Origin of the sequence: Streptococcus sp. HMSC073D05 (genome assembly GCF_001812015.1) — a bacterium.
Lineage (GTDB): Bacteria > Bacillota > Bacilli > Lactobacillales > Streptococcaceae > Streptococcus > Streptococcus parasanguinis_D.
The window spans coordinates 10,827-26,553 of record NZ_KV807488.1; the positions used below are offsets into that span (position 1 = coordinate 10,827).

General features: G+C 39.6%; 3 protein-coding genes. 2 read left to right on the plus strand and 1 reads right to left on the minus strand.

The features are described 5' to 3' along the window. The first annotated feature begins 244 nt into the window (after nt 1-244). Nucleotides 245-8,719 (plus strand): Spy0128 family protein, encoded by an 8,475-nt coding sequence (locus HMPREF2832_RS03345; RefSeq protein ID WP_070505549.1) that lies wholly within the window; start codon nt 245-247, stop codon nt 8,717-8,719. Nucleotides 8,720-9,153: 434 nt separating this feature from the next. Here HMPREF2832_RS03345 and HMPREF2832_RS03350 read toward each other — a convergent pair whose 3' ends face one another. Further along, nucleotides 9,154-13,068 carry a glycoside hydrolase family 66 protein gene (locus tag HMPREF2832_RS03350; RefSeq protein WP_049497071.1) on the minus strand — a complete coding sequence of 1,305 codons (3,915 nt, stop codon included), beginning with the start codon at nt 13,066-13,068 and terminating at the stop codon, nt 9,154-9,156. A 240-nt stretch (nt 13,069-13,308) separates the two neighbouring features. Here HMPREF2832_RS03350 and HMPREF2832_RS03355 point away from each other — a divergent pair. Continuing rightward, nucleotides 13,309-15,727: GbpC/Spa domain-containing protein (locus HMPREF2832_RS03355; protein ID WP_070505550.1), on the plus strand; the 2,419-nt coding region annotated here is incomplete at its 3' end.

The following is a 15,727-nucleotide window of genomic DNA, read 5'->3' on the forward strand; positions in this document are numbered from 1 at the left end:
AGAGTATAGGAAGACAGAACGATCTTAGTTTTCCTGTACTTTTCTTTTTTTGGTGTAAAAAAAGTGAACCAAATAGGAAGAAATGTGACAATTTGACACAAATTTTTAAAAAATATGTGGTATAATATGACATTTTTACAAAAACATTACATTTTAATTTCACCAGATTGACTCTTGTTATCAAGAATGTTACAATTTCATTTGTATCATGGAATCATGAAATATGGAAAAGGAGATCCTATAAATGAAGGATGTATTTAATAAGCGCCAGCGCTTTTCATTGCGAAAATATAGCATTGGGGTTTGTTCAGTTCTTTTAGGAACAGCACTCTTTGCTGCAGGAGCTCAATTTGCATCAGCGGATGAAGCAACAACAGCCTCTGAATCTGCGGGAACAGCAGCTTCAGAAGCAGCACAACCTGTTACACCAGAGTCAAGTCAAGCAGAAGCACCAGCTGCTTCCCCAGTCTATGGTGTGGGAGCACCAGCACCGAAAGTAGACCTTTCTAATTCTGCTGCAACTTCGGAAGCACCAGCTTCAGCGACTGAAAAATCTGAAGGAACTGAGAAACCAGTTGCTACAGAAAACAAGGAAGCAAAAGCAGAAGCTAAAAAAGAAGAAAAGGCTGAAACTAAAAAATCTGAAGAAGCTCCAAAAACGACAGCGTCATCAGAAACCAGCAAACCTGTAGAGAAGAAAAAAGAGTCAAGCTCTAAACCAGCCTCTACAACAACAGCTACTACAGAAAAACCTACTGTAACTCGTGTTGCAGCAGATGAAAGCTCAGAAAGAGCAGCTGCAAGTGAAGAACCAGCAACACCAGTAGCCCTCAAACCTACAGCGCAGCCAGCATTACTTCGTGGTACTGAAGCTCCTAAACCAGATTCTGCAACAGAAGATCGCAGTGTAGTACTCGATCGAGCAGCAACTGATATGACTAATGGTGGAGCTTTGGCAACAAGTAGCCGTCGTCGTGGACGTCGTGCATTGACAGACCATAATGTAGCACCGATTGATGTTATAACGGCTATAGCTGATAAAGTCGCTGCTGATCCAGACATGACAGATCCTAACGGAGCATCTGTGCACTCTCAAACAATTCCTGCTGGTTACCAAGCTAAAGAAGGTGACTTCTATACTTTTGGTATCTGGAATCTGACAAAATTCAATGCCCGTTATAATACAAACTATTATGCGCGTGCTTATAAGACGTTTGGTACTTCCACCGATACTACGGTTGAATTGATTGATAAGAATACGGGTAATGTAGTTGAAACACATACTGTCACTGCAACTAGTGGTATTCAAAAATTCACTACGACCACTCCAAAATCTAATAATGAGTTGACCCTACAAGTAGACTATCAAGCAGGTGCTGGTCAAGGTCCTGGTAAGACAGACCAACCATTTATTCAAATGGGATTTGAAGTTGGTCCAGCGATTCAAGCTTTGGTAGCTCCTGGTCATAATCTTACTGAAGCTGAACAAGCTCATTATATGGCTGTATATTCTGCACGTAACTCAAACGATATTTTGAATGCAGTTGAACCTGCTTATAATGGTCGTGAAGTTACGGATACAAACTTTAAGATTCCTGTTACTGTTGAAAAGACTACTTACTATAAACTTGTTGACAAGAAAAACCCTACCTACAAGGAAACTGGTAAGTCTGTTACAACTCAGGACTATAAAGAAAATGGAAGTGAAACTGAGTTAGCCAAATATACTCTGAAAGCGAAGGAAGGTCAAAACTTCACAGCTTCTGGAGAACGTCAATTTACAAAGACTGAAAAACTCACGGATAAAATTACTAGAGAAACAGCTTATACCCTATATCAAACAGCTGATCCAGATACAACTTCTGGTTATGTAAGCCGTCCTTACACCGTTGGTACCAAATTCATGGATGCTGAGCGTGCTGGGATTAAACGTATCAAGGAAATCGTTGGTGAAGATGGATCTGTAGTGGTTCGTGTTTACCTTCTAGATCCAAAGCAACAAAATAAACGTTCAGATGGTACTTTAAACACGGATGGTTATATGCTTTTAGCAGAAACCAAACCAATCAAGCCGGGAGAAGCGAATACTAGAGAACTAGTTGTTAAGAAATCACCTCTTAATACAATAGCTTTCACTGGTACTGACGGCGTTAATCATCCAAATGGTAAGACAGTTCCGTTCGATTTCCAATGGGCTGCTAACTACACTCCGTATAAGACAGTCTTTGTTCCTTTCTTGGGAGACAATATCGGTCACCTTTCACCAAATTCACAATTGGAACGTGGAGTAGGAGGTATTGGTACCAACGTTGACTTGCTCAACTCCTTGACACCATACAAACAACCAATCTACTACTACGACAAGACAGAAACCATCAAGGTTAAGCCTGAATTTACTAAAGTTCTTAGTGATTTAAATGCAGAAAACAAACGTTCGCTTAATGATGGCGATTTCAGCTTTAAGATTACTTCAACGGGTGATACTGCCTCACACACAGAGACGGTAACTAACCAAGGCGGAAAAGTTACATTTGGAGAGCTTTCATTCACTAAAGCTGGGACATATACATACAAAGTTACAGAGGTTGCGGGTTCAGATGCTGATGTTGACTATGATGACATGGAAGTTACCATGACAGTCACAGTTAAGGAAGAAAATGGCAGTTTGAATGCAAGCGTTTCTTATAGTTCAGTTAAAGGCGAGGATGAAAATGGTCAGCCTAAAAATCCTTCTTTACCTCCTTCAGAAGATAAAGAGTTCAACAACTTCGTAGTAGCTCCAGTTAAGACTAAGTTTGACTTCAGTAAGGCTCTTGCAGGTCGTAAGTTACAAGATGATGAGTTTACTTTCGTTCTTAAAGATGAATCTGGAAATGTTATTCAAACGAAAAAGAACAAAGCAAATGGTGTGATCGCTTTTGACGACTTGACATTTACAAAAGCTCAAGTTGGTACTCACAATTACACAGTTGAAGAAGTGATTCCAGCAGATAAAGAAGCTGGTATGACTTACGATACAATGAAGGCTGAAGTGACCATTACTGTTACGAAGGAAGGTCATGTACTTAAAGCATTTAATATGCTTCCAGAGGACACAGAGTTCAACAATACCTTCACTCCAGGTGCGGTGAAAGTAAATCTTGACTTTGATAAATCACTTTCAAACGGTAACTTGAATGCTGGTGATTTCAGCTTTACCTTGACTGGTGATAACAATGTTAATGAAACTGTTACCAATAAAGCTAACGGTAAGATTAACTTTAGCGAATTGTCATTTGATAAAGAAGGTGTCTACAACTACACTGTTAAAGAAGTGAAAGGCAACAATGCCGATGTAGACTACGATGAAATGACAATCGGCGTGAAAGTAACTGTTACGAAAGATGCTGCAACAGGTCTTTTGAGTGCCAAGACTGAAATGACTTCAACAGGCGGTGAAGCAACTGGTGCGGATGACAAGACATTCAACAACCACGTTGTGGCTCCTGTGACTGCTCAATTCGACTTCAGCAAGGCTCTTGCAGGTCGTGACTTGAAAGACGGCGAATTTAGCTTTGTATTGAAAGACAAAGATGGTAAAGTCCTTCAAACAAAACAAAACGATGCTAGCGGACGTGTTCGTTTCGATGCCTTGACATTTACAAACGCTCAAGTGGGTGATCACAAGTACACTGTAGAAGAAGTTCAAGGTTCTGAAGCAGGTATGACGTATGACCCAATGAAAGCGAACGTAACAGTAACTGTTACGAAGTCAGGCCATGCGCTTACTGCTGTTGCAACTCTTCCAACAGATACAGAGTTCAACAATACCTTCACACCTGCTGCTACGCAAGCTCAATTCAAGTTCACTAAACGTCTTGAAGGTAAAGCACTTGAAGCAGATGCCTTCACATTCGAATTGCTTGAAAATGGCAATGTGATCCAAACTAAGAAAAATAAAGCTGATGGATCTATTACATTTGATGCGATTGAATACAACGCTGTAGGTGAACACACTTACACTGTGCGCGAAAAAGCTGGAACAGATACAAACATCGACTACGATCCAATGAACGCAGTCGTAACCGTTAATGTAACCAAAAATGCAGCTACAGGTCTCTTGAGCGCAGCTGTTACAATGCCAGAAGACACTGAGTTTAACAACTATGTGGTTTCTCCAGTTGTAACAAAATTTGACTTCACTAAGAAGTTGGCTGGCCGTGAATTGAAAGCCGGTGAATTCAGCTTCGTATTGAAAGATGCTACTGGTAACGAAGTTGAAACAGTGAAAAATGATGTTGCTGGTAACGTAACCTTCTCAGAATTGTCATTCGACAATACGAAAGTTGGTACTCATACGTATACAGTAGAAGAAGTGATTCCTGCAGATAAAGAATTTGGAATGACTTACGACCAAATGAAAGCAACTGTTACAGTTGAAGTTGCCAAGAACGGTCACTCATTGACAACTGTTACAAACGTTACATCAACTGGTGGTAAAGATGCCAACGGTAACGCTACTGATGGTACTGCAGATAAAGAATTCAACAACAAAGTCACTCCTCCAGAAACTCCAGAATTCCAACCAGAAAAATTTGTCGTTTCTAAAGAGAAATACGACATCACTGGTAACAAGTTGATGAATGACGACGATGAGTTGACAAATGAATACACTGAAACAAATGCAGATCCATATGTAGACAAGACAAACAACAACGAACCAGAAAACTTGAATACTAAGACAGTTAAACGTGGTTCTAAATTGGTTTACCAAGTATGGCTTGATACAACTAAATTCACTGAAGCGAATAACATCCAATACGTTGGTGTATCTGATACATACGATGCTGATAAATTGGATGTCAATGCAGCGGACATCAAAGCATATGATGCAGTAACTGGTGCAGAAGTAACCAATAAATTCGACATCAAAGTTGAAAATGGTACGATCACTGCAACTTCTAAAGGTGAATTTATCAAAGATAAAGTCAATGCTCCTGTTATCGACACAACTAAGTTCGAATTTGGACGTTACTATAAATTTGATATTCCAGCAACTGTGAAAGAATCTGTTAAAGCTGGTGCTGATATTGAAAATACAGCCAACCAAACAGTTCACGTTTACAACCCAGTAAGCAAGACAGTTGAAAAACCTGAAAAACCAACACAAAAACGTGTCAACAGCGTTCCAGTTCCAGTGGAAATGAACTTCACGAAACGTTTGGAAGGTCGTGAACTTCAAGCCAACGAATTCGAATTCGTATTGAAGAAAGACGGCGTTGAAGTTGAGCGCGTGAAGAATGACGCTGCTGGTAAGATCGTCTTCAAGACTCTCGAATTCGGTCGTGATGATCTTGGTAAGACTTACAACTACACAGTAGAAGAAACTCCTGGTACAGATGCAACTGTCAAATACGACACAATGGTTGCTACTGTTAAAGTGGTTGTTTCACATGATGGTACAGCTAAAGCAATTGTTGCCAACGTAACAGACGCTGCTGATAAAGAGTTCAATAATACAGTAACTCCACCAGAAGAACCTAAGTTCCAACCAGAGAAATACGTTGTTTCTAAAGCGAAATTCGATATTACAGGTACTAAGCTCGTTGATGACGATTCTGAATTGACAGATAAATATGGTGAAACAAATACAAATCCATATGTCGATACAACTGCCAACAACGAAGATGAAAACTTGAATACGAAACCAGTTGAACGTGGTCAAAAACTTTACTACCAAGTATGGTTGGATACAACTAAATTTGATGCAGCTAACAAAGACAATATCCAAACAGTAGGAATCACAGATAACTACGACAAGGATAAATTGACTGTTAATGCTTCAGATATCAAGGTTTACGATTCAGTTACTGGTGCAGACGTTACGACGAAATTCGATATCTCTGATAACAATGGTGTTCTGACAGCGAACCTCAAAGATGGCTTCACGAAGTCACTCGGAGACGCTGAAAATACTCAAATCATTGATACAACTAAGTTCGAATTTGGACGTTACTACAAGTTCGATATTCCAGCAACAGTGAAAGACGATGTTGTAGCTGGTGCAGATATCGAAAACAAGGCAGCACAAGTTGTTAACTACTACAACCCAGTAAGCAAGACGGTTGAAAAACCAAACAAACCAACTGAAAAACGTGTTAACAGTGTTCCGATCTCAGTAGAATTCAACTTCACTAAGAAATTGGAAGGCCGTGATTTGAAAGCTGGCGAATTCACATTCGAGTTGAAAGACAGCGACAATGTTGTGATTGCGACTGCAACCAACGATGCAGCTGGTAAGATCAAGTTTGCCCCAGTAGATTACACTAATAAAGCTGGTGAAACTGTTACTGCCCTTAAATACAAGAAGGGTCAAGAAGGTACTTACAAGTATACTGTAACAGAGGTTAAGGGTACAGACGCAACTGTTGAGTACGACACAATGGCTGCTGTTGTAACTGTTACTGTTTCTCATGATGGTACAGCCAAAGCCTTGATCACAAACGTGACAGAACCAGCTGATAAAGAATTCAATAACACAGTTCGTCCTCCAGAAGAACCTAAGTTCCAACCAGAGAAATATGTTGTTTCTGAAGAGAAATACGATATCACAGGCGACAAGCTCGTTGATGATGATGACGAGTTGACTGATAAATATGGTGAAACAAATACAGATCCATATGTAGACAAAACAGGCAACAACGAAGCAGAAAACATCAATACCAAGACTGTTAAACGTGGCGACAAGTTGGTTTACCAAGTATGGCTTGATACAACTAAATTCGACGCAGCTAACAAGGATAACATCCAATCAGTAGGAATCTCAGATGACTACGATGAAGCTAAATTGGAACTTGATTCTACTAAGATCAAAGCTTACGATTCAGTAACAGGCGCAGAAGTAACAGATAAATTCGATATTACTGTGAACAACGGTGTGATCACTGCAACCCTTAAAGATGGCTTCACTAAGTCACTTGGCGATGCGGAAAACACACAAGTTATTGACACTACTAAGTTCGAATTCGGACGTTACTACAAGTTCGACATCCCAACAACAGTGAAAGCTGATGTTCCTGGTGGTGTAGATATTGAAAACACTGCGGCTCAAGTAGTCAACTACTACAACCCAACTACTAAGAAAGTTGAAAAACCAAGCAAACCAACTGAAAAACGTGTCAACAGCGTGCCAGTTGAAGTGGAATTCAACTTTACTAAACGTATGGAAGGCCGTGAGCTTAAAGCCAACGAATTCAGCTTCGTTCTTAAAGATTCAACAGGTAAGACTCTTGAAACTGTGAAGAACGATAAAGATGGTAACGTTAAGTTCTCTAAACTTGAGTTCAAAAAAGGTCAAGAAGGCGTTCACAACTACACAGTAGAAGAAGTTAAAGGAACAGACGCAACCGTTACATACGACACAATGAAAGCGAATGTGACAGTCACAGTTTCACACGACGGAACAGCTAAAGTTCTGATCGCGAAAGTTGGCGACATTGCGGATAAAGAATTTAACAACAAGGTGACTCCTCCAGAAACCCCAGAGTTCAACCCAGAGAAATACATCTTGAACGCTGAGAAATTCGACCTTACTGGTAAATCACTTCTTGATGATGATAAAGAATTGGCAGACAAGGTTGCGGAAACAAACGCAAATCCTTACGCTGATAAGGCTGATAATAATGAAGCAGCAAACATCAATACTAAGACTGTGAAACGTGGCGATAAGGTTGTTTACCAAGTGTGGTTGGATACAACTAAGTTCACTGAAGCGCACAACATCCAATCTGTTGGTGTTACTGATGACTACGAAGAAGACAAACTTGACATCAATGTTGCAAACATCAAAGCTTACGACTCTGTAACAGGCGAAGATGTGACTGCTAAATTTGATATCAAAGTTGAAAACGGTGTGATCTCTGCAACTTCTAAAGCGGACTTGACTAAGTCACTTGGAGACGCAGAAAATACTCCAGTGATCGACACAACTAAGTTTGCGTTTGGACGTTACTACAAGTTCGATATCCCAGCAACAGTGAAAGATACTGTTAAAGATGGTGTGGACATTGAAAACACTGCGGCTCAAATCGTACATCAATACGATCCAACAAGCAAGACAGTGAAGAAACCAAACAAACCAACTGAAAAACGTGTTGTGAACATCCCTGTTTCAGTAGAATTCAACTTCACGAAACGTTTGGAAGGCCGTGTACTTAAAGCCAACGAATTCAGCTTTGTGCTTAAAGACAAAGATGGTGTTGTGATTACAACAGTAACAAATGATGCTAATGGAAACATTAAATTCACTCCAGTTAAATATACTAATAAAGAAGGAAAAGAAGTAACTGCTCTTGAATTCAAACGTGGTGAAGAAGGAACTCATCTCTATCATGTAGAAGAAATCCGTGGCACAGATTCTAGCGTTGTATACGATAAGATGGTTGCAACTGTTAGTATCGTGGTGAATAAAGCAGGTAAGGTAATAGTAGCTACTACTAAGTTGCCAGAAGATACAGAGTTTAATAACACTGTTATTCCGCCAACACCACCAACACCACCAACACCACCAACACCGCCAACACCGCCAACACCGCCAACACCGCCAACACCTACAACTCCTCCAGCTCCAGCACTTCCTGAAACTGGTGAAGAACAATCAGCATCTGCTGCATTGTTAGGTGCTGCACTTGGTTTGGTTGGCCTTGCGGGACTTGCAAAACGTAAAAAACGCGAAGACTAAAATTGAGGTGACATCAGCAAACTTGTTGATGAGGTGACAATTTTAGATCCAACAGGAAGAGGCTTTGCTCGAAAGAGCAAGGCCTCTTTGTTTGGTGTTAAAAGCTTAGAAAAAATTGCGTATATATTATGAAATGTTTCAGAAATTATTCGATTAGTCATTTCATTCTGTTACTAGTTTCAGCGAATATCCATTGACTTGAAGTAGAGAAAACAGTATACTAGTAAAGCAATTTGATCTTTCAAACTGCCGGCAACAAGGGAAATGAAGCCACTTTGAATTGGAATACAGTAGGGTTTGGAGTGGTAGTACTTCACACCCTTATTGTCGTCAGTCGCCCTCATAAATGGGATCTAGACTCTGAATGAGTTGTATAAATATAAAAAAACTTCCTTGGAACAGAATTCCATAGGAAGTTTCTTTTTGTTTTAGAGCTACTCTTGTTTCTTTTTGTAAGAGATAAGACTGGCCAAACCTGCCAAGATGCCAAGTCCAAGTAGGGCTAGCTGAGAGGTTTCTTCACCTGTTGCAGGTAGGTGAGTTCCTTCTTGAGTGGTGTTAGGAACAACTTCAGGGAGTTCCTCTGTTTGGCTTGTAGTTTCAAGAGGTTTCTCCTCTTCTTTATTAGTAAGAAGTGGTGATCCCTTTTCTTCATGAGCATCAGTCGTGTTTACTTTTGTCACGGAAGGAAGAGGGCTAACTGTTTCTTCTTTTTCTGTTTCTGGGGATGGTTGTGGAGTAGGAATTTCTTTGACCTTGTAGGCAAAGATCAAGATGGTTGTCCCCACTTCTACCTTCCCAGTTTGATCAGCTGCACCGATCCGTTCGTAAATGTGGCCGTCGTAGGAGATCTCATCTGGTGCGCTAGCGACGTAATGGGTTCCATTGTCCACATTCGTTGCAACCGCAAGTTCTGGTTGCAATTCAGTGCTCGTATCTTGGATGACAAATCGCGCGATGACCGTCCCCGTAGCTAACTTGTAATCATAGATGACCGTTTTCATTCCCTTAGTGACTGTGCCACTTGGATCAGCAGAATCAGCACGGTGGCCAACTAGATGGTAGATACGACCATCTTTTGTGATTTCTGTTGGGGCCTCACTGGTGTACTTGGTGCCGGAATCTACCTCTGTCACAAGGTCTTGCGCCTCTTGCAGATCAGTGTCACTTCCCTCAGTGAGGAATCGTACTCTGACAGATCCTTTGGTGATGGCATAGGTAATAGTAGTATCAGCTGTTGGAGAATCAGGGCTTGGAAGAAGATAGCCTTTGGTCTCGTCAAGAGGATCCACAAGGTTTAAGACTTGTCCACGAGCATCTTTTGGTTCTAACCCTTCAATATATGGTAAAGTTGCAGTTGGCGCTGAAATAGCAGTTGGATTAGAAGAATCATTTAAATATGGAATCTCTTTAATAGCATTTGATGGTTCTTTTCCTGATGCATAACTAATTGTATAAACACCGACTGGTCGGTAGACAACAATATCAGAAATGTCATCAGATTCAGCTAGGATTCCAGTATGACCTCCAGATTTATTAAGATCAGGAGAGATTGTTGCATTTGATTCTTTAGATACGACAACATATCCATTTTTGACTGGATTTTCATAATCTGCGAAAGTAGTACCGTCTTTAGTCACCCAATCTTCAAGTGTTGTTTCTCCAGTTACCAAATTGATAGTTCCTTTTCGGCTAAAGTTTAAACTATCTGTTTTTGAAACGATGTCAGCTTCTTGACGATTGTTACCATTCTTATCTTCAGTAACATAAGTGATAGTACGAGTTACTTTTTCTGATAAATGATTGAGATCACTAATAGATTTTCCATTTGGAGCTTTAGGAGTTGGATAGATGCTACCATCGGTATCTCCTGGAACAACTTGGCCAACTCGAATTGGTTGTGTTTCAGAAAAATCTACAATTTTTGGTGTAAAGCGAACAATGAATTCCTGTACGCCATCACCATTAATGTTTGAAGCATCTCGGTCAAATTTTACTGGTCCATTTTTATCAAATTCGTTCTCAACTAGTTTATAACCTTGTTTCAGGTATTTAGCAATCGTATCTTTTGTTGAGTAGTCAATCTTTTCACCAGTATGGCCAACAAAGTCGCTTGAACGTTCCAGTTCTTTACCATTTTCATCTTGATAAATAACACGGGCAACTTCATTAAGTTTGACATAGAGCATATCCCATACATCCAGGCTAGGAACATCAATTGCAGCCATCCATTGACCAGCCCCGCTATCATAATATACATTAGCAGTAGTTTCGCGAAGTTTAATATTATACTTTCCATCTACTGCATCTGGGGTAGCCCAGTAGATATTCGCATGTTCGGCCTGATCTTTTGAAATTTTACCAAGTGGTACAAAAGCTTGGATGTTAGTCAGTTTGGTAGTGGAGTTAACAGCGCTGTTCCATTTATTTTCGGTAATGCCGACCAAATTGATCAAGTGAGCAATCCGATCACCTGTCTTGGTTTCTTTTGTAATGGTATAAACAGTTCCAGGTTGAACCCCGTCAGCATTATCCAGGTTGGATCCGATGAAGTTGCCGTTGACCAGGACATTTGTATTGTCTACAATCCGACGAGTATCATGCGCCAAGGTGTCGCGTCCACGAAGGAGTTCTTGGTAGGCAACGATAAATTCTTGGTAGTTAAATTCTGCATTAGCAAAATCAGCATTGACTGGTAAGTTTTGATTGAGGTACCATTCAGCCTGAATAACACCAAAACCTTTTTCATCTTGAGATGTATTGAGAGCAGCAGTGGTCATATGATAACCTCCACTTGCTGCAATAATTGCATCTGTTAGTAATTCATTGTCTTTGCTGAGTTTTGCTGCATTTTTTTCACGGTGAGTATAAGCAGCGATAATTGGAGATTTTCCGTTGTATAAATCTCGCATACGCTCAGTCAAGCGTGTTAAGGCTTGATAGGTAGAATCATAGGCGATGCTATCTCCCCAAACTTCCGCGTAAGGTGCAGAGACATTGGTTTTTCCTAATCGATCAGCATCTCCAGTAGAGATATCGTTGATCATGAAGTCATAGCCTTCTTTTTTGAGGGCCTCTGTTGCAGCTGCGGCTAGTTTTGGATAGTTTTCACTTAAAGAGAAAGCTTTTCCAGGTTCGTTAACTTTTTCAACCAAGTTAGTCCCCATAGTGTCCCCTTGCCAACCATCGAAGCCACCTTCTTTCATGGCTTTTAACATCACATTGATGATAAAGTTTTGCCAGTTCGGATCTCCTGGATCAAGAAATTGTTGGATGTCTGTTGCAGTAATATCACCAGTCTTTCCAAAGTTGAAGTGATCTTGTAAGTTACGTACGATAGCACTTTTTACTTGGTCTGGGATTTTTTCATCAAGAGACACAGCGTAAATCATGTTATAAAGCATAGCTTTAGCACCAGTCGAATGGACATGAGAAACCAACTCTTTAACGGCATCTGTGTCAATAACTGGTAAGTATGTTTTACGTTTTTCGGGGTCAGTCTCACCTTTCGGAATCAAGAAAGTAGCCCAATCTTGTGTGAATCGTTCAACATTAGCTGGGAATGGGTTGGCAGGTGTATTATAAACGTCGTAGAAGAAGTAGTTATTGATGTGCATATTGGCCAATTGGTCAATACTATTTTTATATCCTTCCACTTGCTCTTTAGTGATCGAATTGTGATTGTCTTTTGAACCTGCTACAACACCATAACGTGGATATACAGTCCAATCATCTTCAACTGATAGACCAGCCACCTTGTGAAATTCTTGTTTTCCATCAGCATTCTTTCCGATGACGTCAATGAGATAGCCAGAGTTTGGAGAGAAAACAGAGCTTGGAATGACAAGTGAATTTCCTGGAGCATTTTTCAACTCATAAATAACTTTGTCTAAATGAGACACTGTCAAATCAGACGAAGTTACGTCAGGATTATTGATTGAGATGCTAACATCCTCACCACTTTTATATGTGGCCTTATTAAATGTTACATCGTTTTGGATTTTTGGTGTGTTATAAGTACTTGTTGCCGCTGAAGTACTACGAGTTGTTGGTTCAGTGGCACTTGCAGTTTGAGGCAAAGATGATGTCTCTTCACTTGAGGAAGTCTTTGGGTTTTCCTCACTAGTTGTTGTAGTAGGTTGCTCACTAGTGGTTTCAGTACTAGTGGCTGGTTGACTTGATGTTGTTACGTTTGTTGTTGAAGTTGTAGTAGAAGCAACTTCATCTGCCATAGCAACAGAACCTAACATCAAGGAACCAAAGACCGTAATCATAGATACAAGTACTTTATTACGCTTACGGAAATAGCCATGACCTTTTTCTTGAGAAAAGTTATTTGAAAATTTCATTATATCCCCCAATCATTAAATTTTGTTAGTTGAAATTATACGACATATCATAGGAAAATGTCAACAATAACGTAAACTTTTTGAAATCAAAATAAAAAACTCCTGAAAATAAAGTAAAAAAAACAAATAAAAATACTTGACTTTTAAAATAATTTTTGTTACGATTTTTCTGACGTCGAAGAACAAAAATTCTTTTTGCTTGAGAAGCATAAATAAAAAACAATTAAAAAGGAGTTTGTCATGTCATCGTTAAAGAATAATAAAACGATTAAGTATGCCTTGAGAAAAACCTCAGTTGCTTTTGGTTCTGTTGCAGTCGCAACAGTTATTGCTGTTGCAGGTATTGCTGTTGCAGGTATTGCTACAGTATCTGCCGATGAAACTTCATCAGCAACTACACCTGTTACTTTAACTACAACAGTAGCTGGAGAAGAAACAAAAGAAGTTGCGGTTCCAGAGAAGTTGGAAGAAGCTAAAACTGCTGCAACAAATGAAGGTCTTGAAGTTAAAGAAACTGAGACTAAAAAGCAAGATTCTGAGGAAGCTGCTGCTAAAGATTACGAAAAACAAGTTACTGATATTAATAAAACAGTAGCTGATTATAAAGCTGAAGTAGCAGCAAATCAAGAAGCTTATAAAAAAGAAAAAGCTGAAGTTGATGCTAAAAATGCTGCTACACAAGCAAACTACGATAAAGAGCTTGCTGCTTACAACGAAAAACTTACTGCTTACAAAAAAGAATTGACTGAAAAATCAGTAGAAAAAACAGCAGTAGAACAGAGTAATGAAGAAGCACGTGTTGCTTATGAAAAAGCTCTTGAAGAATATAAAACAGCACTTGCAGCATACAATGCATCTGTAACAGCAAATCAAGAAGCTACTGAAAGTAATAAATTAGCTCAAGCAGAATATGAAGCTAAATTAGCTGACTACAAGACTAAAAAAGCTGCTTATGATGAAGCACAAGCTGCTTACTTGATTGAGCTCGAAATTTACAACAAGAAAAAAGCACAATACGATGATGCTAAAGATGCCTTCAATAAGATGGTTGCAGAGCGTGGTGGAAATCCTGAGAAATACAAACAAGATTTGACATTCCTCTCTGAAGAACTTGCTGATGGTGAAACAACTAAAATCACACACCAAACAACTGGATTAACAACTTACTTGACAAAAGAAGGTCAAGCTCGTATGTACGGTGATGGTAAAGCTACTAAGATGTATGAAACTAAGAATCTACAAGATTCTGATTTGACAACTACAAACCCATATGCTAACAATGAAATCGAGTGGGGAGTTGTAAAAGTCGGAGATAAATTTGATGTGACATACACAGGACTTACTCAAGCTAAAATTGTAAAAGGTAGCGAAGAAAAACGTATTGCAAAAGTTGTTTATAAATACGAAGTGAAGAGCCTTCCATCATCAGATGGAAAAGGAATCGTTCAAATTTATAACGATCCAGCGGTTACAATGACAATTGGTAGCTCAACTGATACTGAAAACCCAGTTACAGTTGGTGTTGACATTGAGTTTTATGATGAAAATGACCAATTGATTGATTTGTCACAACACAATGCAATCCTTGCCCTTAACTCACTTAACCACTGGAATGGTGCATCTTATGTTGAAAATGACAAACCTCGTCCTCTAGTTGTTGAAGCTAAAGATAGCGAAGGCAATACAGTTCGTGGAACTTGGGATCCATATTCAGATGGAAGTGAACCAAAACTTGATGGTGCAGACGTTGTTGAGAAAAGCGGGAAAGCTGACTTCGGTAGTGCAGAAGTTGATATCAATGCTGATAATCCTTTGAAAATTGTTGCTCAAAAAGCAACATGGGTTGATGATGCCTTCAAAGTAACTGAAGAAACAACAGTTGATGCTACAACAGTGAACGCATCTGGTGGCGGAAATGGTCACTCAGTTGGTACTGAAGATTACACATTTGGTGATAAATCAGATGTTATCGGTTCTTACACTGTAGACGCTACATCAGGTGTTTTGAGATACACACCAAAAATGAAACACCAAGATACTCCTCACGTTGAGTCTGTAAACATTGGTGACAAAGAGTTTATTAAACTTCCAAATTCAAGTGTAGACCAAGATTCATCTACAAAAGAAGTATCTGCTAAAGAACAAAACCAATACATGGATCAAGGTGCTACATTTAATGCAGACTCTTCAAGTCAAACTAAGGGTTGGGATGATCCTACGAGCCCTTACCTTTACTATGGTGGTGCTGCTGTTATTTTGAAAGATGGTCATCTTGAATTTACAGCAAAAGGTGCTAACGCAACAGGCGAAGCAACTATCTATTGGTTCTCTATCAACTCAAACGTTGGCTTCCCTCAAGATCCAGGTGAAGAGCCAGTTAAACCAACAGAACCAACACCTCCAGTTAAACCTGAAAAACCAGAATTGACAGAAGTACCAACTGTTAAAGAAAAACCAGTTCCACCGACAGAACCAGAATATAAAACTGTACCTGTCTTACCAAGTGAACCGGTTAAACCAGAAGCACCTGAGTTGGTGAAGGATCCTGTTAAGAAAGAAACAGAAAAACCAGTTGTTGAATGGAATAAAAATGTTGTGCTTATCAAGGAAAATGAAAAACCACAACCTAAGCCAGAACCAAAACCAGAGCCTAAGCCAG

Excerpts from the sequence above, each read along its gene's own strand:
- HMPREF2832_RS03345 (WP_070505549.1), top strand. The coding sequence starts at position 245 with ATGAAGGATGTATTTAATAAGCGCCAGCGCTTTTCATTGCGAAAATAT.
- HMPREF2832_RS03350 (WP_049497071.1), bottom strand. The coding sequence starts at position 13,068 with ATGAAATTTTCAAATAACTTTTCTCAAGAAAAAGGTCATGGCTATTTC.